At 62.5% G+C, this 24,779-nt stretch carries 21 protein-coding genes; 8 read left to right on the forward strand and 13 right to left on the reverse strand.

What is annotated here, in order from left to right; translation table 11 throughout:
* Window positions 1-68: 68 nt before the first annotated feature.
* Complete coding sequence (locus tag VXM67_RS12780; RefSeq protein WP_023380321.1) at window positions 69-2,189, reverse strand: TonB-dependent siderophore receptor; 2,121 nt, start codon at window positions 2,187-2,189, stop codon at window positions 69-71.
* 223 nt (window positions 2,190-2,412) lie between these two features.
* Here VXM67_RS12780 and VXM67_RS12785 point away from each other — a divergent pair, with 223 nt between their 5' ends.
* The 3 genes from VXM67_RS12785 to VXM67_RS12795 all read left to right on the forward strand — a co-directional run bounded on the left by VXM67_RS12785 (window position 2,413) and on the right by VXM67_RS12795 (window position 4,821).
* Window positions 2,413-2,991, forward strand: coding sequence for a hypothetical protein (locus tag VXM67_RS12785; protein WP_023380322.1), 579 nt, complete (start codon window positions 2,413-2,415; stop codon window positions 2,989-2,991).
* A gap of 112 nt (window positions 2,992-3,103) precedes the next feature.
* The gene (locus VXM67_RS12790) at window positions 3,104-4,318 is read left to right on the forward strand and encodes a YeeE/YedE family protein (protein ID WP_367237052.1); all 1,215 of its coding nucleotides are present in this window, start codon (window positions 3,104-3,106) and stop codon (window positions 4,316-4,318) included.
* Window positions 4,319-4,350: 32 nt separating this feature from the next.
* Window positions 4,351-4,821 (forward strand): OsmC family protein, encoded by a 471-nt coding sequence (locus VXM67_RS12795; protein ID WP_023380324.1) that lies wholly within the window; start codon window positions 4,351-4,353, stop codon window positions 4,819-4,821.
* Between the two features lie 192 nt (window positions 4,822-5,013).
* Here the strand turns inward: VXM67_RS12795 and VXM67_RS12800 are convergent, their stop codons facing one another.
* Window positions 5,014-5,343, reverse strand: coding sequence for a hypothetical protein (locus VXM67_RS12800; RefSeq protein ID WP_027907799.1), 330 nt, complete (start codon window positions 5,341-5,343; stop codon window positions 5,014-5,016).
* A 216-nt stretch (window positions 5,344-5,559) separates the two neighbouring features.
* Between VXM67_RS12800 and VXM67_RS12805 the strand changes: the two genes are divergently transcribed.
* Window positions 5,560-6,309, forward strand: coding sequence for a FadR/GntR family transcriptional regulator (locus VXM67_RS12805; protein WP_023380326.1), 750 nt, complete (start codon window positions 5,560-5,562; stop codon window positions 6,307-6,309).
* A gap of 335 nt (window positions 6,310-6,644) precedes the next feature.
* Here VXM67_RS12805 and VXM67_RS12810 read toward each other — a convergent pair whose 3' ends face one another.
* The 11 genes from VXM67_RS12810 to VXM67_RS12860 all read right to left on the reverse strand — a co-directional run bounded on the left by VXM67_RS12810 (window position 6,645) and on the right by VXM67_RS12860 (window position 19,988).
* Window positions 6,645-8,225: an aldehyde dehydrogenase (NADP(+)) gene (locus VXM67_RS12810; protein ID WP_186599148.1), complete on the reverse strand. Its 1,581-nt coding sequence runs from the start codon at window positions 8,223-8,225 to the stop codon at window positions 6,645-6,647.
* Between the two features lie 127 nt (window positions 8,226-8,352).
* Window positions 8,353-9,906: a galactarate dehydratase gene (garD, locus tag VXM67_RS12815; RefSeq protein ID WP_023380330.1), complete on the reverse strand. Its 1,554-nt coding sequence runs from the start codon at window positions 9,904-9,906 to the stop codon at window positions 8,353-8,355.
* A 78-nt stretch (window positions 9,907-9,984) separates the two neighbouring features.
* The gene (locus tag VXM67_RS12820) at window positions 9,985-11,349 is read right to left on the reverse strand and encodes an MFS transporter (RefSeq protein WP_023380331.1); all 1,365 of its coding nucleotides are present in this window, start codon (window positions 11,347-11,349) and stop codon (window positions 9,985-9,987) included.
* 102 nt (window positions 11,350-11,451) lie between these two features.
* Window positions 11,452-12,363 carry a 5-dehydro-4-deoxyglucarate dehydratase gene (gene kdgD, locus VXM67_RS12825; protein WP_023380333.1) on the reverse strand — a complete coding sequence of 304 codons (912 nt, stop codon included), beginning with the start codon at window positions 12,361-12,363 and terminating at the stop codon, window positions 11,452-11,454.
* Window positions 12,364-13,534: 1,171 nt separating this feature from the next.
* Window positions 13,535-14,347 carry a gamma-glutamyl-gamma-aminobutyrate hydrolase family protein gene (locus tag VXM67_RS12830; protein ID WP_023380334.1) on the reverse strand — a complete coding sequence of 271 codons (813 nt, stop codon included), beginning with the start codon at window positions 14,345-14,347 and terminating at the stop codon, window positions 13,535-13,537.
* A gap of 370 nt (window positions 14,348-14,717) precedes the next feature.
* Entirely contained in the window at window positions 14,718-15,500 is a 783-nt protein-coding gene (locus tag VXM67_RS12835) for an amino acid ABC transporter ATP-binding protein (protein WP_023380336.1), read from the reverse strand.
* A 22-nt stretch (window positions 15,501-15,522) separates the two neighbouring features.
* Window positions 15,523-16,767: an FAD-binding oxidoreductase gene (locus VXM67_RS12840; protein ID WP_023380337.1), complete on the reverse strand. Its 1,245-nt coding sequence runs from the start codon at window positions 16,765-16,767 to the stop codon at window positions 15,523-15,525.
* 16 nt (window positions 16,768-16,783) lie between these two features.
* Window positions 16,784-17,494, reverse strand: a complete 711-nt coding sequence (locus tag VXM67_RS12845) for an ABC transporter permease subunit (RefSeq protein WP_023380338.1) — start codon at window positions 17,492-17,494, stop codon at window positions 16,784-16,786.
* Window positions 17,491-18,210 carry an ABC transporter permease subunit gene (locus VXM67_RS12850; RefSeq protein ID WP_023380339.1) on the reverse strand — a complete coding sequence of 240 codons (720 nt, stop codon included), beginning with the start codon at window positions 18,208-18,210 and terminating at the stop codon, window positions 17,491-17,493. Before VXM67_RS12850 ends, VXM67_RS12845 begins: the two co-directional genes overlap by 4 nt.
* A gap of 131 nt (window positions 18,211-18,341) precedes the next feature.
* Window positions 18,342-19,094 (reverse strand): transporter substrate-binding domain-containing protein, encoded by a 753-nt coding sequence (locus VXM67_RS12855; protein WP_023380340.1) that lies wholly within the window; start codon window positions 19,092-19,094, stop codon window positions 18,342-18,344.
* Window positions 19,095-19,115: 21 nt separating this feature from the next.
* Window positions 19,116-19,988, reverse strand: coding sequence for a MurR/RpiR family transcriptional regulator (locus VXM67_RS12860; RefSeq protein WP_023380341.1), 873 nt, complete (start codon window positions 19,986-19,988; stop codon window positions 19,116-19,118).
* 142 nt (window positions 19,989-20,130) lie between these two features.
* On the opposite strand from VXM67_RS12860, the gene VXM67_RS12865 reads away from it, so the two are divergent.
* The 4 genes from VXM67_RS12865 (at window position 20,131) to tpx (ending at window position 24,779) form a co-directional block, all read left to right on the forward strand.
* Entirely contained in the window at window positions 20,131-21,156 is a 1,026-nt protein-coding gene (locus VXM67_RS12865) for an Ldh family oxidoreductase (RefSeq protein ID WP_023380342.1), read from the forward strand.
* Between the two features lie 260 nt (window positions 21,157-21,416).
* Complete coding sequence (locus VXM67_RS12870; RefSeq protein ID WP_027907604.1) at window positions 21,417-22,613, forward strand: amino acid aminotransferase; 1,197 nt, start codon at window positions 21,417-21,419, stop codon at window positions 22,611-22,613.
* 216 nt (window positions 22,614-22,829) lie between these two features.
* Window positions 22,830-24,110, forward strand: coding sequence for a serine/threonine transporter (locus VXM67_RS12875; protein WP_023380345.1), 1,281 nt, complete (start codon window positions 22,830-22,832; stop codon window positions 24,108-24,110).
* A 168-nt stretch (window positions 24,111-24,278) separates the two neighbouring features.
* A complete protein-coding gene (gene tpx / locus VXM67_RS12880; RefSeq protein ID WP_023380346.1) occupies window positions 24,279-24,779 on the forward strand; it encodes a thiol peroxidase in 501 nt (166 codons plus the stop codon).

The raw sequence follows: 24,779 nt of genomic DNA on the forward strand, positions 1-24,779 counted from the left end.
CTGAAGTCTGGGGCCACTTTTGTGGCACTTTCGCGGCACGAGGCCGCTTCCACAGCAGGCGCGTAGGGTCAGAAACGGTAGTTCAGGCTGGCTTCCAGGGTGCGCGGCGCACCTGGGGTTATCAGGTCGACCGAGCCGTGCGCGGAGGCATAGTAGTCGCGGTCGAACAGGTTCTTCAGGCGCAAGGCCATGTCCCACTGCGGCACGCTGTACAGCAGCGCCGCATCGAAGGTGGTGTAGCCAGGCATCACCACCTTGTTATCCAGCGCGGTGTAGCGCTCGTCGACGTAGTTGGCGCCTGCAGCCACCCGCCATTGCGGGGTGAGGGTGCGCACCAGCCACAGGTTGGCGCTGTTGCGAGGGGTCAGCGTGGGCGTCTGGCCTTCGTTGGACACCCCGTTGGTCTTGCTGTTGGACTTGGTGATTTCCGCATCCAGGTAGGCGTAGCCTGCGTAAATCTGCCACTTGTCGGTCAACTGGCCGCTGACGGTGGCTTCGAAGCCGTCGGTGCGTTGTTCGCCGGCCAGTATGGTGAGGTTCGGGTTGGCTGGGTCCGCCGTCTTCATGTTGGTGCGTTCGAGGCGGAAGATCGCCGCCGTCAGCGAAAGACGGTTGTCCAGCAGGTCCCACTTGGCGCCCAGCTCGTAGTTGGTGGTCTCTTCAGGTTCCAGGTGCTGGTTGCTCGGGCTGACCGCGAACACTTCACCAGACGGCTGGTAACTGCGGCTCACCGAAACGTAGTACGACTGGATCGCGTCAGGTTGATACACCAGGCCGGCACGCGGGCTCCAGGTCTTGTCGGTGCGGTCGAGGTCGACATTCTGGCGACGGTCGTCGTCGTACTCTTGGCCGAAGATGTCATAGCGCACGCCGACCAGGGCTTTCCAGTGCTCGCTCAGCTCGACCAGGTCCTGCACGTACAGGCCTGTGGTCTGCTGATAGTTGGTGCCCTTGGACGACAGGTTGGCCGCATGCTCTGGTACCGGTACCAGGCCGTCGCGATACACCGGTACCTGGGCCACGTTGTTCTGGCTGAAGACCCGCTGGTGCTTGTCCTGCATGCCCACTTCCACGCCGTACAGCAGGTTGTGCTGCATGCCAAGCAATTGTGCCTGCTGCTTGAGCTCGGTCTGGTTGAACACGCCGTACTCGTCACGCGCCACGTTGCCGCGGTTGAGCTTGACGAGCAACTCGCCGTTGGGCGCGGTGACGAAGCGGGTAGGGCTGCTGTCGGCCAGCGTGTTGTTGCGGTCCAGGTCGTAGCGGTAGAAGCGGCTGGTGTTGGTCAGGGTGAAGTCGTCGTTGATGCGGTAGTCGAGGCTGGCGGTGAACGAGAATACCTCGCTGCGGGCGTAGTCCTGGTCGGCATCGCCTGAGCCGAAGCGCTTGTCGCGATCGACATCCACTGGACGGTTGCCCAGGGCGGGGATACCGAAGTCGATCAGGCGCTTGTCGTACAAGTAGGTAGCACCCAGGTTCAGCTCCAGGTCGTCGGACAGCCTGAAGTAAGCCGACGGGGCGATGGCCTTGCGGTCGATGTAGCCATCGTCGCGGAAGGTGTCGCTGTCTTCGAAGGCGCCAGTGACGCGGTAGGCCTGGTTGCTTCGCTGGTCAGCCCAGCCGGTGTCGAACTGGGTGCGGCGCTTGCCTTCACTGTCGAAACTGACGCCGACCTCGCGCGTGGGCGCAAAGCCAGGTTTCTTGCTGATGCTGTTGATCAGGCCGCCCGAGGAGCCACGGCCGTAGAGCACGGCGGCAGGACCTTTGATGACTTCGACCCGCTCGATGTTGGACAGGTCGCGAAAGTACAGGGCGTCGTCCCGAACACCGTCGATGTACATGTCGCCGATGGCGCTGAAGCCGCGGATGGTGACCTGGTCGCGCTGACCATCGCCGTTGGACAGGCCGACGCCGGGCACGTTCTTGAGCACGTCCGCCATGGACTGAGCGCCCTGGTCCTTGATCACGCTCTCTGGAACGACGTTCACGGTCTGTGGAATGTCGCGCAGCGGCGCATCGATCTTCAGCGCGCTTTTGCTTTCGCTGGCCTTGTAGCTTTGCTGCTCGTAGGCGCTGGTAACGGAAGTTGCGGGGAGGGCAAGGGCCTCCTGGGTGTCGGCATGAGCGGTGGGGGCGACCAGCAAGCCGAGTACTGACAATGAGGCAGGAGCAGCAGACAGTTTTGCCATGAAGGGCGACTCAGTTGTTGTTTTGAAGTCGCGAATGGTAATGGTTAACAAATGTAAAGCAAGTGTAAAGGTTAATCATTCCCTAATAATTTTGTAATGGCTTTTGGGATCCAAAAATGGCGCCCGCTGCTAACGGGGGCGGCGGGTTGGTACGCAGTGGCTATGCTTGTCTGCGCGTAAGGATTTCCCCACTCATTCGCTCTGAATCACATGGAAGCTGCCTATGAAACCCATTAGCTCCCTGGCTCGCGCCGTTGCCCTTGCTTCGATGCTGACCACTGTCAGCCTCCTCGCCCAGGCGGCGGACGTACCGATTGGAAGTGAGGCGCTGGAAAGTCATGTCACCACCCAGGTGCAGGCCATCGACCTGGAAAAGCGTCAGGTGACGGTTAAAGGGCCTAACGACAAGGATGTAACCTTTCAGTTGACCGAGAAGGCCAAGGCGTTGCCCAACCTGAAGGTCGGTGACACCGTCGACATCTATGTCACCCGCGCGGTGGCCTACGTGCTCAACACCCATGTAGGTGGGGCGCCAAAGATGAGCGATGAGTCTGGCACCCTCCGTGCCACTGCCGACAACCCCAACCCAGGGGGCGAAGCGTTCCGCCAGGTCAGGGTGACGTCACAGATCCAGAAAGTCGACCTTAAGAACCATGAGGTAAGCCTGCTGCCGCCTGAGGGCAAGTTACAGGTGGTCAAGGTCGAGAACCCTGACCTTCAGGCCCGGATGAAGAACCTCAAGGTCGGGCAGACGGTCGATGCCATCTACACCGAAGTATTGCGCGTGGAGACGTCACGCTAGCGACGGGATGAGGCGCCGTCCCCGCATAACGCTCGTACTCGCCGGCTGAGCGGTTTTCGAAGACCCAGGGCGTTATACTCGGCGCCCGTTTCATTGAAATCCGAGTATTGTGATGGGTCTTTCCTCTGCCGCCACACCCGAACCGCGCCGCTTGGGCGCCCCCTCGATCGCCCTGGTCTTGTTGCTGGCCGGGGCCTGGTTTCTCAACCGCAATGCCGGTTTCAAGCAGGTATTGCTGCTGCTTGTCGGCGCGGCCTTGGGCCTGACGCTCTACCACGCAGCGTTCGGCTTCACATCGGCCTGGCGAGTGTTCATCAACGAGCGCCGTGGCGCCGGTCTGCGGGCCCAGATGGTCATGCTGGCACTGGCGGTACTGCTGTTCTTTCCGGCGCTGTCGGCGGGTAGCCTGTTGGGTAACCCGGTAAGCGGACTGGTGGCTCCGGCAGGGGTCTCGGTGGTGTTCGGCGCGTTCATCTTCGGCATCGGCATGCAGTTGGGCGGTGGTTGCGCTTCCGGGACGTTGTTCACCGTCGGCGGTGGCAACGCGCGAATGCTGGTGACCCTGTTGTTCTTCATCATCGGTTCGGTGTCGGCGACCCATCACGCTGATTGGTGGTTTGCGCTGCCATCGTTTCCGGCCACTTCGATCGTTCAGGTGTGGGGTGTCGGACCCGCTTTGCTGGTGAGCCTGGCGCTGTTCGGCCTGATTGCCTGGACGACCGTGGTGCTTGAAAAGCGTCGGCATGCAACCCTGCAAGCGCTGGTTGCCCGCGAACACCAAGGCTTGCAACGCTTTGTGCGTGGCCCGTGGCCGCTCTTGTGGGGCGCTATCGCCCTGGCCTTGCTGAACTACGCCACCCTGGCCCTGGCGGGGCGACCTTGGGGGATCACCTCGGCGTTCGCCCTGTGGGGCGCCAAGACTCTGAACGGCCTGGGGGTGGACGTGAGCAGTTGGGCGTTCTGGCAGATGCCAGCCAACGCCAAGGCGCTGGCGGCGCCACTGTGGCAGGACATCACCACGGTCATGGACCTGGGTATCGTTCTGGGGGCTTTGCTCGCCGCGGGGCTGGCAGGCCGTTTCGCACCTAGCCTGAAGATTCCCCTGCCATCGTTGATCGCTGCCATGGTCGGCGGCTTGATGCTGGGTTATGGTTCACGCTTGGCTTACGGTTGCAACATTGGCGCTTATTTCAGCGGCATCGCCTCGGGCAGCGTGCACGGTTGGTTGTGGTTGCTGGCGGCCTATGCCGGCAACGTGATCGGTGTGCGCCTGCGTCCGTGGTTCTTTGCCGGTGAGCGTGGTCCCGTGGCGCTCACCGGCTGCTGAATTCTAATGATGATCTGAACAAGGAGGTTTGCGTGGCGCAATACACGGCACAAGTAGCCTGGGCCCGTGAGGGGCAGGATTTCCTCGGTAACCAGTACAGCCGCAGGCACCTGTGGCGTTTCGATGGCGGTGTCGAGGTAGTGGGTTCCTCGTCGCCCCATGTGGTGCCGTTGCCGCTGTCCGATGCTTCGGCGGTCGACCCCGAAGAAGCCTTCGTCGCATCGCTGTCCAGTTGCCACATGCTGTGGTTTCTGTCGCTTGCGGCCAAGCAGCGTTTCTGCGTCGAGCAGTACGTGGACGATGCTGTCGGCGTGATGGATCGCAATGAAGCGGGGCGCACGGCGATGACCCTTGTGACCCTGCGCCCCCGGGTGGCGTTCTCGGGCGAGCGCCAGCCGACTCGGGAGCAGTTGGAGCGCTTGCACCATCTTGCTCATGAAGAGTGCTTCATCGCCAACTCGGTGAGGACAGAGGTGCGTTGCCAGCCAATCTACCCAGGCTGACCCTTACTTCACTGCGTGCGGCAATGATAAACATGCAGCTGATTGCGGTGACAGGGTGGCCTATTTTCTCGATTTTGATTCATTTTGTGCAATTAAGTTATTGATCGAAAAAGGAAAATACTTCTGGATGTAATGGATCGCCAGCTAGATTATTCATCAGTATTTAGCCATAACATTTTGATAAATAAGAAATTATCTCTTGGCGACCGCATGCTGCACGCACTGCTCGTAATACGTCTGCTTGATAGCCGCCGGCTTGAGTCGCGAGCGGCTGTTGTAGGTCTGCTCGGTGATGCCGAATGCGGTCATGCGCATCCATGGTTTGGGGAATTTACGTACCTGCAGCTTCTTGCGGGTGGCGTACAGCGTAACCCCGGAGAGCTTGGCCTGCTGAGCCTCGGCGGCGATCTGCGAACCCCAGGCGCAGACGTGGCGATCATTCTGGCTCAACGTCCTGGCTTGGACGCCGAAGGCGATCGTGGCCAACAGGCAGCCGGCCATGGTTGCTAGAAATACCCGCATGTTGCTGTCCTAAGCTTCTGAAGGAGAAGGGAGTTTGCCTCGCCTGCGAAGGGCTGGGGGCCAGCAGTTTGCTGGCAGGTGGGGGCAATGCGACCGCCAATCGCCAGTTCAAGTGGGGAGCGGTGCGGCACGGTAATAAATACCGGGCGGGGTGTATGTGATCGTACAACTGCTTGCGCTATCATGACGGCTGTCTTTCAAGGTGAAATACAGGGCATGACAGAGCAACAGGTACAGGCAAGAACCCGGCGCAAGCCGCGCAGTCTGGCCCAGGAACTGGTTACGGTGCTGACCGAGCGCATTCGCAGCGGCCAGCTCAAGCGTGGCGACAAGTTGCCGACCGAATCGCAGATCATGGCCGAGGAAGGCGTGAGCCGCACGGTCGTGCGTGAAGCGATCTCGCGGCTGCAGGCAGCCGGTCAGGTCGAGACTCGCCATGGTATCGGCACTTTCGTGCTGGACGCTCCGGCCTCTAGCGGTTTTCGCATCGACCCGGCGACCGTGGTCACGCTGCGTGAAGTGCTGGCGGTGCTGGAATTGCGCATCGCTCTGGAGATCGAGTCGGCAGGCCTTGCGGCGCAGCGGCGCAGCGACGAGGAACTGGCCGGCATGCGTGCTGCGCTGGACGAGCTCAACGAAGGTGTTGCCCATGCCTTCGATGCGGTGTCGGCGGACTTCCAGTTTCACCTGCGCATCGCCCAGGCCAGCGGCAACCATTACTTCGCCGATATCATCAACCACCTGGGCACCAGCATTATCCCGCGCACCCGGCTGAATTCGGCGCGCCTGGCGCGTGACGACCAGGCCCATTACATGAGCCGGCTGAGCCACGAGCATGAAGCGATCTATGAAGCGATTGCCCGGCGCGATAGCGAGGGGGCGAAGATGGCCATGCGCATGCATTTGAGCAATAGCCGCGAGCGGTTGCGCCAGGCGCATGAGGAGGCTGAGGCGCAAGAGGGCTGAGGTTTTTAGGGCAGGGTTGGAGTGGGTTGGTGTGTGTGAGATCGAGCGCCGCCCGCGCGGCGCATCGCGAGCAAGGCTCGCTCCTACGTTTGTTTCGGGCCAGTAACCCCAGCAATAGACGTGCGCGACCGCCTCGTTTGTACGGCTCAATCGCGCCCAGCACCAAAGTGGTCGCGCGCAACTCTCACAGGAATAATTGGCCCGAAACAGACGTAGGAGCGAGCCTTGCTCGCGATGCGCCGCGCGGGCGGCGCTCGATCTACCGGACGGCGCAACTCTAACGCCGAACAGCCAAAAACGCCCCGCATCAGCAGGGCGTTCTTGCATCAGGCCACTTAGATCGCCCCATCGCTCCATTGCCCATTCACCAGCCGACGCAGCCCAAGCGGATTGCTGTCACGCAGCGCCTCGGGCAGCAGCGTCTGCGGGTAGTTCTGGTAGCACACCGGGCGCAGGAAGCGATCGATGGCCAGGGTGCCGACCGAGGTGCCACGGGCATCGGACGTTGCCGGGTACGGCCCGCCATGCACCATCGCATCGCACACTTCCACGCCGGTCGGATAGCCGTTGACCAGAATGCGGCCGACTTTTTCTTCAAGCAAGGGCACCAGCCAGGCGAAGGCTTCGAAGTCTTCAGGCTCGCCGATCAGGGTAGCCGTCAGTTGCCCGCGCAGGCCTAGTAGGGCAGCGCGTAATTCGGCATTGTCCTTGGCTTGCACGGCTACCGTGGCCGGGCCGAACACCTCCTCCTGCAGCAGCGGGTCGGACTCGACCAGCAGGCGGGTGTCCGCCTTGAACAACTGTGCGCGGGCCTGGCCGCCTTCCTGCGGCTGGCCGGCCAGGTGTTCGATGCCAGCGTGGGCATGCAAATGCTTCAGGCCGTCCACATAGCTGCGCAGGCCGCCCGCGTTGAGCATGGTCTGGCCGGCTTGCTGCTCCAGGTGTCGGCCAAGGTCGGCGAGTAGCTGGCTGAATGGCGCCGACTGCAGCCCTATCACCAGGCCCGGATTGGTGCAGAACTGGCCGGCGCCAAGGCATACGGATCCCGCCAGTTCACGGGCGATGGCGTCGCCACGCCTGGCCAGGGCGCCCGGCAGGATGATGACCGGGTTGATGCTGGACATCTCGGCGAACACTGGAATCGGCTGAGGGCGTTCGGCGGCCATGCGGCACAGGGCATCGCCACCTTTGAGCGAACCGGTGAAACCGACCGCCTGGATAGCCGGGTGCTTGACCAACCACTCACCGACCCCGCCACCAAAGACCATGTTGAACACGCCTTTGGGCATGCCGGTACGCTCGGCGGCCCGGATGATCGCGGTGGCGACCATGTCGGCGGTTGCCATGTGGCCGCTGTGGGCCTTGAACACTACCGGGCAGCCTGCGGCGAATGCAGCGGCGGTGTCGCCGCCGGCGGTGGAGAAGGCCAGCGGGAAGTTGCTGGCACCGAAGACGGCGACCGGGCCTACACCGATGCGCATCTGGCGCAGGTCGACGCGGGGCAGCGGTTGGCGCTCTGGCAGGGCCAGATCGATGCGCGCGCCAAGGAAGTCGCCACGGCGCAGCAGCTGCGCGAACAGGCGCATCTGGCCGCTGGTACGACCGCGCTCACCCTGGATGCGTGCGGCGGGCAGGGCAGTTTCACGGCAGACGATGGCGACGAAGGCGTCATCGAGTTCATCCAGTTCGGCGGCAATGGCGTCGAGGAACTCGGCGCGGCGGGCCGGGCTCGACTGGCGGAATTCGGGGAATGCCGCGGCAGCGGCCTTGGCGGCTTGGTCGACTTCGCTTTCGGTGGCCTGCATGAAGCTGAAAGGCAGGGCTTCGCCGGTGGTGGCGTCCAGGCTCTGCAGGCGCAGCGAACCTGTGGCGCTGCGCTGGCCGGCGATGAAGTTGTGGCCGAGGATCTCAGGCATGGGGTACTCCTTTGGAGAAAAAGACTGGAGGACAACGTCGTTCCTGTAGGCGCCAGGCGCCAGGCGCTGGGCGAGTGCTGCGCACTCCAATCGCCGACAAGCCGGCCGCCACAGGGCAGGTGGCGTATCAGGTGATCGGCGCCGGGTTGAACAGCGTGATGTCGTTGTGCAGCTTGTGCTGCTCGGCCCAGGTCCGCTTGCGGCCGCTGGCCACGTCCAGGTAGTAGTGAAACAGCTCCCAGCCCAGTTCCTCGAGGGTCGAACGGCCACTGGCAATGCGCCCGGCGTCGATGTCGATCAGGTCAGGCCAGCGCTGGGCCAGTTCGGTCCGGGTGCAGACCTTGACCACCGGCGTCATGGCCAGGCCATAAGGCGTGCCGCGACCGGTGGTGAACACATGCAGGTTCATGCCTGCGGCCAGTTGCAGCGTGCCGCAGACGAAATCGCTGGCGGGGGTGGCGCAGAAGATCAGGCCTTTGCGCTTGACCCGCTCGCCAGGGCCAAGCACACCCTGGATGGCACTGCTACCGGACTTGACGATAGAGCCCAGGGATTTTTCGACGATGTTGGACAGGCCGCCTTTCTTGTTGCCCGGTGTCGTGTTGGCGCTGCGGTCGGCCGCGCCTTGTTGCAGGTAGCGGTCGTACCAGTCCATCTCGCGCACCAGGGCATCGGCGACTTCCTGGTTCTCGGCGCGGGAGGTGAGCATGTAGATGGCGTCGCGCACTTCAGTCACTTCCGAGAACAGTACGGTAGCGCCGGCGCGTACCAGCAGGTCAGCGGCAAACCCCAGCGCCGGGTTGGCGGTGATGCCCGAGAAGGCATCGCTGCCACCACACTGCATGCCCAGAATCAACTCGCTGGCGGGTACCGTTTCGCGGCGGCGTTGATCGAGCTTCTTCAGGCGCGTTTCGGCCAGTTCCATGATCTGCTCGATCATTTCGACGAAGCCCAGGCTGGCATCCTGCAGGCGGTATAGCCACGGTTCGCTGAGGTCCACCGACGGGTCGTCATCGTGCATCACCTGACTGGCCTGTAGCTTTTCGCAACCCAGACTGATGACCAATGCCTCGCCGCCGAGATTCGGGTTGCGTGCCAGGTTGCGCACGGTACGGATGGGGATGTAGGCGTCGCGCGCATTGATCGCCACGCCGCAGCCGTAGCTGTGGGTCAGTGCCACCACGTCGTCGACGTTCGGGTACTTGGGCAGCAGTTCGCTGCGGATGCGCTTGACCGCATGTTCGAGAACGCCGGTCACGCATTGCACCGTGGTGGTGATGCCAAGGATGTTGCGGGTACCGACGGTCCCATCGGCATTGCGATAGCCTTCGAAGGTAAAGCCTTCCAGTGGCGGCAGGGGCGCGGGCACTGCGTCGCAGCGTGGCAGGCTGTCCAGTGCCGGGGCCGCTGGCATGGCCAGTTGGCTTTCCTGGACCCAACTGCCCTGGCGCAGGTCCTCAAGGGCGTACCCGATTATTTGCCCGTAACGGCGCACCGGCTCGCCCTTGGCGATGTTCACGGTGGCGACCTTGTGGCTCTGCGGTACACCCTCGATCAAGGTCAGGCCGTCGGCGAAGCGGGCGCCTTCGCCCAGGCCGCCGTCGTTGACCACCACCACGACGTTATCGTCGTCGTGAAGGCGAACGTAGCGGGGCGAGTCTGAGTGTTCGATCAACTGCATATGGGGGCCCTGTTTGTCAGATTCTCAGGCGTTGTACGTCCGCCCGCCCACGGCATCCGCCGGCGCGGGCGTGCTCTGTCAGTGGCGAGAGCTGGCCAGCTCGCCAGTGGCGCGTAGCTCGGCTTCAGTCTTTGGGTCGTCGCGCAACTCGATCCGTTTGATCGGGCCGACGATCACCAAGTAGCTGAACACCGCCACCAGCGCGTTGGCGCCTACATACACCAGCGCCCACTTGAACGAACCGGTGGCGCTGATGATGTAGCCGATGACGATTGGCGTGGTGATCGAGGCAATGTTGCCGAAGGTGTTGAACAGGCCACCGGACAACCCGGCGATCTGCTTGGGCGAGGTGTCGGCGACCACTGCCCAGCCCAACGCGCCGATGCCTTTGCCGAAGAAGGCCAGGGTCATGAATCCTACGACCATCCATTCGGCATCGACGTAGTTGCAGAAGACCATGGTGGTCGACAGCAGCAGGCCACAGACGATGGGCAGCTTGCGGGCGAAGGTCAGCGAGTTGCCCCGTCGCAGCAGCCAGTCCGAGATCACCCCGCCAAGCACGCCACCGATGAAGCCGCACACTGCCGGCAGCGAGGCGATGAAGCCGGCCTTGAGGATGGTCATGCCACGTTCCTGCACCAGGTATACCGGGAACCAGGTGAGAAAGAAGTAGGTGATGGCGTTGATGCAATACTGGCCAAGATAGACGCCCAGCAACATGCGGCTGGTCAGCAGTTGCTTGATGTAGCCCCATTTGGGGCCTGCGTTATCGCCACGCTTTTGGTCCATGTCCACGAGGCCGCCGTTCTGCTCGATGTGTTCGAGCTCGTCCTGGCTGATGCGTGGGTGCTGACGTGGGTTGTAGATGGTCTTCATCCACACCATCGAGAACAGGATCCCGAGCGCGCCCATCACCACGAATACGTGCTCCCAGCCGAAGCTGAACACGATCCAGCCCATGATCGGGGCGAACAATGCGGTGGCGAAGTATTGTGCCGAGTTGAAGATGGCCGAGGCGGTGCCGCGTTCCTGTGTAGGAAACCAGGCCGCGACGATGCGGGCATTGCCCGGGAACGACGGGGCTTCGGCAAAACCGACCAGAAAGCGAAGGGTGAACAGGGTCACCACTGCCCAGGCCACGGGCAAACCGCCGACGAAGCCTTGCAGCAGGGTGAACAGCGACCAGGTGAAGATGCTGAAGGCGTAGACGTTCTTGGAACCGAAACGATCGAGCAGCCAGCCACCAGGAATCTGGCCAGCCACGTAAGCCCATCCGAAGGCGGAGAAGATATAACCGAGGGTTACGGCGTCAATGCCGAGGTCTTTCTGCAGGCTGGAACCTGCGATGGCGATGGTTGCTCTGTCGGCATAGTTGATCGTGGTCACCAGGAACAGCATGAACAGGATCAGGTAGCGCACATGCGTCTTTTTAGTCGCTTGCATGCTGGCAATACTCCCACTAGTTATTTTTGTGCGGGCTCACGAGTTGTAGCCGGAGTGGGGCATCCCACTCCGGTGGCGGCGATGGCAGGCCGCCGGGGGCGCTTATTGCGGACCCATCTTGTCCATCAGCGCTGCGAGCATTTCGTATTCTTCGCCAGTCAGGTCGGTCAGCGGGGTGCGTACCGGCCCTGCGTCGTAGCCGGCGAGCTTGGCCCCTGCCTTGACGATGCTGACGGCGTAACCGGCCTTGCGGTTACGGATGTCCAGGTATGGCAGGAAGAAATCGTCGATCAGCTTGGCCACGGTGGCGTGGTCGTCGCGGGCGATGGCGTTGTAGAAGTCCATCGCAGTTCTCGGGATGAAGTTGAATACCGCCGACGAGTAGACCGGCACACCAAGTGCCTTGTAGGCGGCAGCATACACCTCGGCGGTCGGCAGGCCACCCAGGTAGCTGAAGCGTTCGCCCAGACGGCGACGGATCGACACCATCAGCTCGATGTCACCCAGGCCGTCCTTGTAGCCGATCAGGTTCGGGCAACGCTCGGCCAGCCTCTCCAGCTGTACCGCGTTAAGGCGGCAGACATTGCGGTTGTAGACCACCACACCGATGTTCACCGATTTGCACACGGCCTCGACATGGGCTGCAACGCCGTCCTGGCTGGCTTCGGTCAAGTAGTGTGGCAGCAGCAGCAGGCCTTTGGCGCCCAAGCGCTCGGCTTCCTTCGCATATTCGATGGCCTGGCGGGTGGAGCCGCCGACGCCGGCGAGGATCGGCACCGACGTGGCGCAGGTGTCGACCGCGGTCTTGATGATCTGGCTGTATTCGCTGGCGGCCAGCGAGAAGAATTCACCGGTGCCGCCTGCGGCGAACAGGGCGCTGGCGCCATAGGGGGCGAGCCATTCCAGGCGTTTGATGTAGCCGGCCTGGTTGAAATCGCCCTGGGCATTGAAATCGGTTACCGGGAACGACAGCAGGCCGTGGGAGAGGATGGATTTGAGTTCTTGTGGAGTCATTGTTGTTGGCATCCTATGGCGCTTGGGTGACGAGTGATGTTTAGCGATGGATGTAAGTTATCGTACAACTATGGTGTTGGCTAGTCCCTTTTGGGGATTTTTTGCTTGGGTGGTGCTTGTCTTGGGATTTGCGGCGTATGTCCGAAGAGGCGTAGCGCCTGGGAGATCGAGCGCCGCCCGCGCGGCGCATCGCGAGCAAGGCTCGCTCCTACGCTTGTTTCGGGCCAGTGATGTCGGTGGCCGATGCGCGACCGTTTTGTTTGTACGACCTCATATCGCGCCGTGCACTGAAGCGTTTGCACGCCAATCCCACGGGATTCATTGGCGCGAAACAAACATTGGGGTATGCGGTGGGGGGGAGATCGAGCGCCGCCCGCGCGGCGCATCGCGAGCAAGGCTCGCTCCTACGCTTGTTTCGGGCCAGTGATGTCAGTGGCCGATGCGCGACCGTTTTGTTTGTACGACCTCATATCGCGCCGTGCACTGAAGCGTTTGTACGCCAATCCCACGGGATTCATTGGCGCGAAACAAACATTGGGGTATGCGGTGGGGGGAGATCGAGCGCCGCCCGCGCGGCGCATCGCGAGCAAGGCTCGCTCCTACGCTTGTTTCGGGCCAGTGATGTCAGTGGCCGGCGCGCGACCGTTTTGTTTGTACGACCTCATATCGCGCCGTGCACTGAAGCGTTTGTACGCCAATCCCACGGGATTCATTGGCGCGAAACAAACATTGGGGTATGCGGTGGGGGGGAGATCGAGCGCCGCCCGCGCGGCGCATCGCGAGCAAGGCTCGCTCCTACGCTTGTTTCGGGCCAGTGATGTCAGTGGCGCGATGCGCGACCGCCTTGTTTGTACGACCTGATATCGCGTCAGGTGCCAAAGCGTTCGCGGGCAATCTCACAGGCATAGTTGGCCCGAAACAGACGTAGGAGCGAGCCTTGCTCGCGATGCGCCGCGCGGGCGGCGCTCGATCTCGCAGGCGTAGGGTCTGTCACGACGACCACACTCAGTCATCGTATCTCTGGCTGCGAAAAGGGAAAAAACGATCGCGGAGACAGGCACAAGCCCGCCGCCCGCTTCCACGGGAAGTATTCTGGGACCAGCAGAGGGTGACCGGGGAAACGGGGGCGACGTTGCGCCGCCCCGCGATCAAAGCTAACGAAGCAGAGGAATCAAGCCGCCAGGTGGCGTTTGCCGGCCTGGGCCTTGCGGACCTGGGCACGGCAGGCGTCGCCAAAGGCCTGGAACATTTTGATCGAGTCAGGGTTCTTCGCAGCTTGCCACTCTGGGTGCCACTGCACAGCGAAGAGGAAAGGCGAAATGCTTGGCGCGTGGATGGCCTCGACCAGGCCGTCTTCGGCGTGAGCGATCGGCTCGATGCCTTCACCCAGATTGCGCAGGCCCTGACCGTGCAGCGAGTTGACGCGGATCTCATCGGTACCGAGCGTTTCGCGCAGCCAGCTGCCTGGCTTGATCTTCACGCTGTGGACCTGGGCGTATTGCACCTCGACCGGGTCTTCCGGGTTTTCCCGGTGATCGTTGAAACCTGGCTCTGCGTAGACCTTCTGGTAGATATCACCACCCAGGGCCACGTTGATTTCCTGCATACCCCGGCAGATGCCGAAGATCGGCAAGCCACGCTTGATGGCTGCCTTGACCAGCGGGATATCGAACAGGTCGCGGTTCTTGTCCTGGCCTTTGCCTGGGGTCTCGTTTTCCTGGCCGTACAGGGTGGGGTCGATATTGCTGCCAGCACCGGTCAGGTACACGCCGTCGGCCATGTCCAGATAGGTCTCCAGGTCTTCGGTACCGCAGCAAGTGGGCACCAGTACCGGGACGCAATCGGAAAACTCGACCAGCGGGGTGATGTATTTGTGGGTCATGACCTGGTAGTCATGGCCTTTGCGCTCTTGCATGCCCATGGTCATCAGGACGACGGGTTTGCGCAGGGAGGGTTGTTTGCTGCCAATGTTGCTGTTGGACATATGTCACCTTGAGACAGGTTCGACCTGTCGTTGTTGTGCAGGCGCACGGCCTTGGCCTTCTGTGCTGCCTGGAGCCCCGAGCACTGCCGGCTCGTCCGAGTCGACGATTCCGGTCGGGGCTTAAGCGATAGATTGCCAGAGCCGTTCGATATGTCAAACGACACGCAGGGGCTTTGATGGGGGGCGGGCGCCGAAATACGGGGGGTTAAACCCTTGCGAGCCTCAGGCGGCAAGGGTTTGACGTAAGGTGAGGTCAATTATATTTAACGATGCAGTCGGCTCATTGCAGCCGTGCAATGAATCGCCGCCAATTCGGCGCCGGCAAAGGCTCCGCAACCCCAGCAGGCATCGGCTTGCCGACGATCAGGCCTCAATGCAGTATCTGCGCAAGGAACGCCTTGGCTCGCGCAGTGCGTGGCTGGCCGAAAAAGACCTCTGGCGGGCTGTCTTCGATGATCTGACCACCTTCAAGGAACAGCACGCGCTCGGCGACCTGCCGGGCAAAGCCCATCTCGTGGGTCACGCACAACATGGTCATGCCCGTGCCAGCCAGTTGTACCAGCACATCCAGCACCTCGGCGACCATCTCCGGGTCGAGCGCCGAGGTCGGTTCGTCGAACAGCATGATCCGCGGCTTCATGCACAGTGCACGGGCAATCGCAACCCGTTGTTGCTGGCCGCCGGAAAGCTGGCTGGGGTACTTGTGCGCCTGGCTCTCGATGCCGACCTTGCTCAGGTACATCCGCGCGCGTTCCTCTGCGTCCTTGCGTGACAGCCCGCGCACGCTGGTGGGGGCCAGCAGGCAGTTGTCGAGCACGCTCATGTGCGGAAACAGGTTGAAGTGCTGGAATACCATGCCAATTTCGCTACGCACCTGGGCAGCTTGCCGGCTGGTCGCAGCAAGGTCGGTGCCGTCGACCCGAATGGTGCCTTGCTCGGCCACCTCCAGACGGTTGATGCAACGGATCAGGGTCGACTTGCCCGAGCCGGATGGGCCGCACAGGACGATGCGCTCGCCTTCGCGCACCTTGAGGTTGATGTCACGCAATACATGGAAGGCGCCGTAATGCTTGTTCAAGCCCTCGATGCTGATCAGCGTTGGACGCGGATCGGGTTCAGGAGCAAGGCTGGCAACGCTCAGGGGGGCGGTCATATTGTTGTTCTCCCGCGTGGGTTCAGTCGAAACGTGCAGCGCTGTAAGGCGCAGGGTCGGTGAATGGCCGTTCGCCGGTGACCATCTCGGCCAGCAGGCGGCCGCTGACCGGGCCCAGGGTCAGGCCATGGTGGGCATGGCCGAAGTTGAACCACAGCCCTTTGTGCCTTGGCGCAGGCCCGATCACCGGACGCATGTCCGGCAGGCAGGGGCGACGACCGAGCCAAGGGCTGTCGTCCAGGCGCTCGCCGAGGGCCGGGAACAGTTGGCGGGCCAGGATTTCGCAGCGCCTTAGTTGGATTTCATTGCCCGGCGCGTCGCTGGCGGCGAACTCGATGCCGGTGGTCAGGCGCACGCCTCGGGCCATCGGTGCCAGCACGTAGCCGCCTTGTGTATCGCAGATCGCATGTTCGAGCTGTGCACCGTCACGGGTGCCGTAGTGCATGTGGTAGCCGCGCTTGATACCCAGCGGGATGCGGTAACCCAACCGCTCGTAGACTTGGGCGGATTGCGGGCCGAGGCAGGCGACGACTTCGTCGGCGGTGATCGGGCCGCGCTGGCTGTTCACCTGCCAGCGACCTGCGACCTGGCTCAGGCTGCGTGCATCGCCATGCAGGAACTGCCCGCCGCGCTGGACGAATAGCGCAGCGTAACCCTGGGTGAGGGCGCCGGGGTTGTTCACGGTTTTCGGGTCGAGCCAATGAATGCCACCGACCACCGCGCTGTCGAGCTGATGCTCTCGCGCCTGCAACTGGCCGCGCTCGAGAATCTCGTACTGCAGACCATAGCGGGCAAGCCCCCTGATCTCGGCCTTGGCCTGTTCGAACAGGGCCGGGTCGCGGTACACCTCGATCCAGCCTTTGGCTTGCACCAGCCCTTCGAGGCCAGCAGCACCGATCAACGCGTCATGCTCTTCGACGCAGCGCTGCACCAGCGGCAGCATGTCGGCGGCCGCGCCCGCCAGACGCCCAGGAGCCGACTGGCGCCAGTAACGCAGCAGCCATGGCGCTGCCTTGGGCAGGTGCAGCAGGCTGTAGCGAACATCGGGCTGGCGGTTCAGGCCATAACGCAGCAGAGCGCCCAGTTGGCGGGGGAACGCGTAGGGGATCACGCTCGAGCGCTCGATCAGGCCCGCGTTGCCGTGGCTGGTACCGCTGCCGGGTTCGTCGCGGTCGATCAGGATCACCTGGCGACCACGCGCTTGCAGGTGCAGCGCGGTGCTGACGCCGACGATACCGGCGCCGAGGACAAGGGTCTGGCAATGCATGGAACGTATCCTTCCGTCAGTTCAAGTGGCGGCCCAGGCGGGCTTCCAGGTGTTTGAGCAGGCGCCGTACCAGTTCCACGATCACCAGGTAGAGCACAGCGGCCCACAGGTAGATCTGGAAGTCGAAGCTGCGCGAGAAGGCCAGCTTGGTCACGCCCATCAGGTCGTAGATGGTCACCAGCGAAGCGATGGCGCTGGCCTTGATCATCAGGATCAACTCGTTGCCCAGCGGGCCGATGGCCACCAGCAGCGATTGCGGCAGGATCACCTTGAAGAAGGTGGTCGAGCGTTTCAGGCTCAAGGCTCGCGCGGCTTCGTACTGCCCTGGGGCGACCGCCATCAGGCTGCCGCGGAAGATTTCGGCTTGGTACGCCGCGGTGTTCAGGGTGAAGGCCAGCAGGGTGCAGAACCACGCCTCGCGGAAGAACCACCACAGCCCTACGTCCTGCCAGAAGCCTTTGAGCGAACCCAGGCCGTAATAAAGTAGGAACAGCTGCGCGAGCAGCGGCGAACCCCGGAAAAAATAGATGTAGCCAGCGGCCATGCGCTGCAACAACAGGCTGTGTGACATCCTCGCCAATGCCAGCAGCAAGCCAAGGACGGCGCCCAGACTGAAGGAGATGGCCACCAGTTTCGCGGTCACCAGCAGGCCATCGACGAAGCGTGGCCCGTAGCGCTCCAGCAGGTCAGGGTCTAGTACCAGGCCCAGCAGTTGTTCGAAGCTCATGCCCGTGCTCCTTGCAGATGTCGGTTGCAGCGTCGTTCGATCCAGGCGAATACCCGCCCCGACAATGCCGAGAACAGCAGGTAGCCCACGCAGGCAACGCCATAGAAGAACATCGGCTCTTTGGTCACGCTGACTGCCAGATTGGTCTGGCGCATCAGGTCGACCAGGGAAATGGTCGAGACCAGCGAGGTGTCCTTGAGCAACGACAGCCAGTTGTTGGAAAGGCCGGGCAGGGCGATGCGCGTCAGTTGCGGCAGCACCACCTTGAAGAACGCCGTGCGCTTGCCCAGGCCCAGGGCCGAGCAGGCCTCCAACTGGCCTTTGGGCAGGGTCTTGAAAGCGGCCAGCCAGATCTCGCTGGAGAACGCCGCGAATACCAGGCTGAAGGCGACCATGGCGGCCAGGAAGGTGTTGATCAGGAACTCACCTTCATAGCCCATGGCTGTCAGGATCTTTTGCGCGGCGATCTGGCAGCCGTAATAGATGATGAGCAGGGTGAGCAGTTCGGGCAGCCCACGAAACACGGTGGAAAAGGTGGTCGCCCAGGCTCTTGGCAGGCGTTTGCGAGAACGCGCAGCCATGGCCACGCCAAGGCCCAGCGGCAGGCCGATGGGCAGGCAGGCCAGGGCCAGCGAAACAGTGACCAGGGCACCGGCCAGCAGGGCCTGGCCCCAGCCTCCGCTGGCGAACGACAGAAGTGACAATTGGTCGAGCATGACAAGCCCTCACGCGGGATCACTTACCCTCCCTGCAGGACCGGGTTTATCCGCGAAAGTGCCAGCAACAGCGGCACCTGTCGCCCGGTCGGGCGCATTCGCGGGCAAACCCGCTCCCACAGGGCAGCAGGTCAGTTGTAGATGTCGAAGTCGAAGTACTTGCTGGCGATCTTCTGATAAGTGCCGTTGGCGACGATCTCGGCCAGGGCGGTATTCAATCGCTGGCGAAGCGCATCGTCGTCCTTGCGCACCGCGATGGCGGCGTCGGCCTTGGTCCCGGCCACATCACCGAGGATCTTGCAGCAATCCTTGCCATTTTTGTTGACCCACTCCTGCAGCGGGAACTTGTCGGCGATCACCCCGTCCAGGCGGCCGGCTGCCAGGTCGGCGTTGGCCTCGTCCATGGTTGGATAGAGCTTCACCTCGGCGCCGGCCTTGGCGTAAACGTCCTCGGCGTAGATCGCCTGGGTGGAGGAGGACTGGGCGCCCACGGTGTAACCTTCGAACGTGGTCTGGGCGTCGTCGATCTTGCTGTCCTTGGCCACGGCGACGGCCAGCGGCGTACGGTAGTAGTGGTCGGTGAAGGCGATCTTTTTGCGGCGCTCTTCGGTGTCGATCATCGAGGCGACCACGGCATCGTACTTGCGCGCCATCAACGCCGGAATGATGCCTTCCCAGTCTTGTGCCACCAGGGTGCACTCGACTTTCATCTGTTCGCACAAGGCGTAGGTAATGTCGATGTCGAAACCGTGCAGCTTGTTATCGGCGTCGACATAGTTGAAGGGCGGGTAGCCGCCCTCGGTGGCGAAGCGCACGGTTTCGGCACTGGCAGCACCCGCCAGCAGCAGGGCACACGCACCCACCATAGCCATGGTCTTGTTCATCTCGCACCTCTTGCACTCTTGCTATTGTTGTTTGCCCGACGGCCACGAGGTGTAGCCGACGAACTCGTTATGTAGAGCGGCAGTTGCTTCCAAGCGTCTTTCAACATCCGGTCCGAGCTTCTTGCAGACCTCGTTGACCATCAGGTGCACCCACGACAGCATGGGGGCAGTAGATTCCCAGAACAGATTGAACTCGGTAGGTACGCGGAACACTTCGTCGGCGTGGGCATCTGCCCAGTCGCAGAAGGTATCGGTCACCAGGGTGACGGGTATACCGGCGGCCCGTGCCTTCTGGCACAGCAGCAGGGCGTGGCGTGAATAACGGCGGGCCTCGAACACCACCAGGGCGCTCTGTTCGGCGGGCCCGAGCAGCACTTCGCCGAAGTGCCCGGCGCTGCCATCGACCTGTTGCACGCCATCGCGTAGGTATTGCAGCAGGTGGGTCATGCACAGGGCGACGCCGCGCTCGGTCTGGAAGCCGGCGATGAATACCCGTGGTTTCTGCGCCAGGCGCTGGGCGACCTGGTGCCAGGCGTCGGTCTGACGATACTCGTGGACCCGTACCAAGGCGGCCATTTCCAGCTCCAGGCTGCCAGAGATATCGCTGGGGTCATGGTTCTGGCGGTATTCTTGCAGACGATCACCCACCAGCCAGGGGCCGTCGCCCAGGTCGCTTTGCAGATCTTGCTTGAGCGCTTTGAGGTGAGGGTAACCGAGGGCGCGGCAGAAACGGCCGACACTGGATTCGCTGACACCCAGCTTGGCAGCGATGCTGGCCGAAGTCTGGAATGGCAGTTCGTGCAGATTGGCGAGCATGTACGTGGCGATCTTGCGGCCTGAGGCAGCGGCCCCTTGCAGGCTGTTTTCCAGGCGTTGCTTGATCGGTTGGCTCATGCTGTGGCTCCCGGTGAGGCGTGGAAAAGAAAATGGATGTTTTCTGTCATCAAGTCAACATTTGACAGGTAGCTGTCACTTGCAGGAAAGTTTTTGTCGTTGCCAACGCTGTAGCCACTCCAAATCCAATAAGGAGCTTCAGATGTCCGCACCCTCCACCAGCCCCGTCGTGCGTGTGCCTTTCGCCGAGTTGCAGGCGCTGTTGCAAGCGATTTTCCAGCGCCACGGTTGCAGTGAGGCAGTGGCCGAAGTGCTGGCCCACAATTGTGCCAGCGCCCAGCGCGACGGCGCCCATAGCCACGGGGTGTTCCGTATTCCGGGGTATGTCTCGACACTGGCCAGCGGCTGGGTCGATGGCCGCGCAACACCGCAGGTCACCGATGTCGCCTCCGGTTATGTCCAGGTGGATGCGGCGGGCGGTTTTGCCCAGCCCGCCTTGGCAGCCGCACGTGCGCTGCTGGTGAAAAAGGCCCGCAGTGCCGGAATCGCCGTGTTGGCAATCCACAACTCGCACCATTTCGCAGCCCTGTGGCCGGATGTCGAGCCGTTCGCCGAGGAAGGCCTGGTTGCACTGAGCGTGGTCAACAGCATGACCTGTGTGGTGCCCCATGGCGCACGCAAGCCGTTGTTCGGTACTAACCCCATCGCCTTCGCTGCTCCGTGCGCCGACCATGACCCCATCGTCTTCGACATGGCCACCAGCGCCATGGCCCACGGCGATGTGCAAATCGCCGCCCGTGCCGGCCAACAGTTGCCTGAAGGCATGGGGGTCGATGCCAATGGGCAGCCAACCACCGACCCGAAGGCCATCCTCGAGGGCGGGGCGTTGTTGCCGTTCGGTGGACACAAGGGCTCGGCACTGTCGATGATGGTCGAGCTGCTGGCGGCGGCCCTGACCGGAGGTAACTTTTCCTGGGAGTTCGATTGGTCCAAGCACCCTGGGGCCAAGACCCCATGGACCGGGCAGTTGATCATCGTCATCGACCCCAGCAAGGCCGAAGGCGAACGGTTTGCCCAGCGCAGCCGTGAGCTGGTCGAGCAGATGCAGGCCGTGGGGTTGACGCGCATGCCTGGCGAGCGCCGCTACCGCGAGCGAGAAATGGCCGATGAGCAAGGGGTGGCGTTGACGCAGTGTGAGTGGGAGTCCCTTCAGGGAATGATTGGCTGAGCGGGTTCGAGGCCAAGGTTGCTTCGTCGCGAGCAAGGCTCGCTCCTACCTGGTCGTGTCGCACAGGCATGGCGGGACAGGGGCGAACCTTGCTCGCCATCACCGCGCAGGTGGCGTTCGATCCAAAGGGCGAAGAAAACGCTCCCGTCATGCAATCTTGCATAGACAACCTTGCACGATAGGTGATGTTTCTTGGCCCCGACTCCGGGTATCCTCAGGGCAGCCTTTCCGAACTGTCCTGATCCAAGGAGCTGCACGCTGTGTTCAAACATGTCGATGCCTATGCCGGCGACCCGATCCTCTCGTTGATGGAGACCTTCAAGGCCGACCCACGCGCCGATAAGGTCAACCTGAGTATCGGCCTGTACTACGATGAGGCCGGCGTGGTGCCGCAATTGGCGGCTGTGGATGCGGTGGAAAAACGCATCGCGGGCCAGGACCACGAAGCCTCGCTGTACCTGCCGATGGAAGGCCTGGCCAGCTACCGTCAGGCCATCCAGGCGCTGCTGTTCGGTGCTGACCACCCGGCCGTCACCGGCAAGCGTGTGGCCACCGTGCAGACCGTCGGTGGTTCCGGCGCGCTGAAAGTCGGTGCCGACTTCCTCAAACGCTACTTCCCAGGCTCCGAAGTCTGGGTCAGCAACCCGACCTGGGATAACCACCGTGCCATCTTCGAAGGTGCCGGTTTCAAGGTCCACACCTATCCGTACTTCGACCAGGCCACCCGTGGCGTGGACTTCGCCGGCATGCTCGCCACCCTGCAGACCCTGCCGGAAAACAGCATCGTCCTGCTGCACCCATGCTGCCACAACCCTACGGGTGCCGACCTGGAGCAGAACCAGTGGCAACAAGTGGTGGAAGTGGTCAAGGCGCGCAACCTGATTCCGTTCCTCGACATCGCTTACCAGGGCTTCGGCGAGGGCCTGGTGGAAGACGCCTACGCCATCCGTGAAATGGCCCGCGCCGGCGTGCCGTGCTTGGTCAGCAACTCGTTCTCGAAGATCTTCTCGCTGTATGGCGAGCGGGTAGGGGGGCTGTCGGTGGTCTGCGACGACGAAGCCACCACCCAGAGCGTGCTCGGCCAGCTCAAGGCCACCGTGCGCCGCAACTACTCCAGCCCGCCCAACTTCGGTGCCCAGTTGGTGGCCGGCGTGCTCGGCGACCCGGCCCTCAACGCCCAGTGGGTCGCGGAAGTCGAAGTCATGCGCAAGCGCATCCTCGACATGCGTCAGGCCCTGGTGGACGCCCTGGCGGTATTGCTGCCAGGCCAGGACTTCCAGTTCTTCCTGCGCCAGCGCGGCATGTTCAGCTACACCGGCTTCAGCGTCGAGCAGGTGCGTCGCCTGCGTGACGAGTTTGGGGTGTACCTGATCGACAGCGGCCGCGTGTGCATGTCGGGCCTGCGCCCGGCCAACCTGCAAAGGGTTGCCGAAGCGTTCGCTGCCGTCCAGAAGTAAGCCTTCATCACAGCCCATCGCCGGTAGGCCGGCGATGTGGCTTGTCCGGTAACACCGCCTCTTGTAAAGACAAGTGCAACCGTCCCTCGGACGGGGCTTCCCCAAGTGCAACCTTTGCAGGCACAATCGCGCCCCTCTTTTCCGGTTGAGTTGGGCGAAACGTCTATTTCGCCATTCTCAGCCTGTTGCAGTCTTGCGAGTGGAGCTTCACCCGGAATGAATGAGCAGGCCCCAAGCGTTGAACAACGCTTTGCAGAATCGACCCCCGCCACCCTCGGCAGCTGGTCGCGTCACGACACCACCTGGATGCTGGGCCTGTTCGGCACAGCCATCGGCGCTGGAACCCTGTTCCTGCCGATCAACGCAGGCCTCGGCGGTTTCTGGCCGTTGCTGATCCTCGCCGCGTTGGCGTTCCCCATGACGTATTTCGCCCACCGTGGCCTGACCCGTTTCGTGCTGTCGGGGCGCAACGGTGGCGATATCACCGAAGTGGTGGAAGAGCATTTCGGGCTCAAAGCCGGTGCCCTGATCACCGTGCTTTACTTCTTCGCCATCTTTCCGATCCTGCTTATCTACAGCGTGGCGTTGACCAACACGGTGAGCAGCTTCATGGAGCACCAGTTGCACATGACCCCGCCGCCACGCGCGATCCTCTCGTTCGTGCTGATCCTCGGCCTGCTGGCCATCGTCCGTTGCGGTGAGCAGGCCACGGTCAAGGTCATGAGCCTGCTGGTCTATCCGTTCATCGTCGCCCTGGCGCTGCTGGGCCTTTACCTGGTGCCGCACTGGACCGGCGGTATCCTGGACAGTGCCAACCAGGTGCCGTCCGGTTCGGCCTTTCTGCACACCGTGTGGCTGGCGATTCCGGTGATGGTGTTCTCGTTCAACCACTCGCCCATCATTTCCGCGTTCGCGGTGGACCAGAAGCGTCGCTACGGTGAGCACGCCGACGAGCGCAGCGGCCAGATCCTGGCCCGTGCCCACCTGCTGATGGTGGCCATGGTGCTGTTCTTCGTCTTCAGCTGCGTGCTGACCCTTAGCAGCGCCCAGCTGGCCGAAGCCAAGGCGCAGAACTTGTCGATCCTCTCGTACCTGGCCAACCACTTCAGCAACCCGACCATCGCCTTTGCCGCGCCGCTGATCGCCTTCATCGCCATCGCCAAGTCGTTCCTGGGGCACTACATCGGTGCCAGCGAAGGCCTCAAGGGCATCATCGCCAAGGCTGGCCTGCGCCCCGGCGCCAAGACCCTGGATCGCGTGGTCGCCGCGCTGATGCTGGTGGTGTGCTGGATCGTCGCCACGCTCAACCCGAGCATCCTCGGCATGATCGAGTCGCTGGGCGGCCCGATCATCGCGGTACTGCTGTTCCTGATGCCGATGTACGCCATCCGTCGCGTGCCGTCGATGCGCAAGTACAGCGGGGCGCTGTCCAACGTCTTCGTCGTTGTGGTCGGCCTGGTCGCACTGACCTCGGTGGTCTACGGCCTGCTGGGCTAATCCACCGCCAAAACTAAAAATGTCCGGATGGTCTGTGGCCATCCGGACATTTTTTTGTCCACAAGAATTGTCCGGCAATAAAACAATTTCTCCGCCACCCATAGGCACCCGGCTGCCTTCATGCTTAACTCAGTGTCCTTTTCAAACCCCGCATAAGGATTTCTGCCCATGGCTCAAGTGACTCTCAAAGGCAACCCGGTTCAGGTGAACGGCGAGCTGCCAAAAGTCGGTGCCCAGGCTCCCGCTTTCTCGCTGGTCGCTGGCAATCTGGCCGACACCTCGCTGAAGGACTTCGCCGGCAAGCGTAAGGTGCTGAACATCTTCCCAAGCGTCGACACGCCAACCTGCGCCACCTCCGTGCGTAAGTTCAACGCCCAGGCCAACGACGTCGCCAACACCGTGGTGCTGTGCATCTCCGCCGACCTGCCATTCGCCCAGGCGCGTTTCTGTGGTGCCGAAGGCCTGGAAAACGTGAAGAACCTGTCGACCCTGCGCGGCCGCGAGTTCCTGGAGAACTATGGCGTAGCCATCGCCGATGGCCCGCTGGCTGGGCTGGCCGCCCGCGCCGTGGTAGTGCTGGACGAAAATGATAACGTGCTGCACAGCGAGCTGGTTGGCGAAATCGCTGACGAGCCGAACTACGCGGCGGCGCTGGCGGTTCTGAAGTAA

The sequence above is a fragment of the Pseudomonas sp. Rh2 genome, assembly GCF_040762985.1.
Lineage (GTDB): Bacteria > Pseudomonadota > Gammaproteobacteria > Pseudomonadales > Pseudomonadaceae > Aquipseudomonas > Aquipseudomonas taiwanensis.

Coding starts and splice junctions, on each gene's coding strand:
- VXM67_RS12850 (WP_023380339.1), bottom strand. CDS start 18,210: ATGCTCGACCAATTGTCACTTCTGTCGTTCGCCAGCGGAGGCTGGGGC.
- VXM67_RS12875 (WP_023380345.1), top strand. CDS start 22,830: ATGAATGAGCAGGCCCCAAGCGTTGAACAACGCTTTGCAGAATCGACC.
- VXM67_RS12805 (WP_023380326.1), top strand. CDS start 5,560: ATGACAGAGCAACAGGTACAGGCAAGAACCCGGCGCAAGCCGCGCAGT.
- kdgD (WP_023380333.1), bottom strand. CDS start 12,363: ATGACTCCACAAGAACTCAAATCCATCCTCTCCCACGGCCTGCTGTCG.
- VXM67_RS12840 (WP_023380337.1), bottom strand. CDS start 16,767: ATGCATTGCCAGACCCTTGTCCTCGGCGCCGGTATCGTCGGCGTCAGC.
- VXM67_RS12835 (WP_023380336.1), bottom strand. CDS start 15,500: ATGACCGCCCCCCTGAGCGTTGCCAGCCTTGCTCCTGAACCCGATCCG.
- VXM67_RS12785 (WP_023380322.1), top strand. CDS start 2,413: ATGAAACCCATTAGCTCCCTGGCTCGCGCCGTTGCCCTTGCTTCGATG.
- VXM67_RS12865 (WP_023380342.1), top strand. CDS start 20,131: ATGTCCGCACCCTCCACCAGCCCCGTCGTGCGTGTGCCTTTCGCCGAG.
- VXM67_RS12780 (WP_023380321.1), bottom strand. CDS start 2,189: ATGGCAAAACTGTCTGCTGCTCCTGCCTCATTGTCAGTACTCGGCTTG.
- VXM67_RS12855 (WP_023380340.1), bottom strand. CDS start 19,094: ATGAACAAGACCATGGCTATGGTGGGTGCGTGTGCCCTGCTGCTGGCG.
- VXM67_RS12810 (WP_186599148.1), bottom strand. CDS start 8,225: ATGCCTGAGATCCTCGGCCACAACTTCATCGCCGGCCAGCGCAGCGCC.
- VXM67_RS12800 (WP_027907799.1), bottom strand. CDS start 5,343: ATGCGGGTATTTCTAGCAACCATGGCCGGCTGCCTGTTGGCCACGATC.
- VXM67_RS12845 (WP_023380338.1), bottom strand. CDS start 17,494: ATGAGCTTCGAACAACTGCTGGGCCTGGTACTAGACCCTGACCTGCTG.
- garD (WP_023380330.1), bottom strand. CDS start 9,906: ATGCAGTTGATCGAACACTCAGACTCGCCCCGCTACGTTCGCCTTCAC.
- VXM67_RS12820 (WP_023380331.1), bottom strand. CDS start 11,349: ATGCAAGCGACTAAAAAGACGCATGTGCGCTACCTGATCCTGTTCATG.
- VXM67_RS12790 (WP_367237052.1), top strand. CDS start 3,104: ATGGGTCTTTCCTCTGCCGCCACACCCGAACCGCGCCGCTTGGGCGCC.
- VXM67_RS12830 (WP_023380334.1), bottom strand. CDS start 14,347: ATGTCCAACAGCAACATTGGCAGCAAACAACCCTCCCTGCGCAAACCC.
- VXM67_RS12860 (WP_023380341.1), bottom strand. CDS start 19,988: ATGAGCCAACCGATCAAGCAACGCCTGGAAAACAGCCTGCAAGGGGCC.
- tpx (WP_023380346.1), top strand. CDS start 24,279: ATGGCTCAAGTGACTCTCAAAGGCAACCCGGTTCAGGTGAACGGCGAG.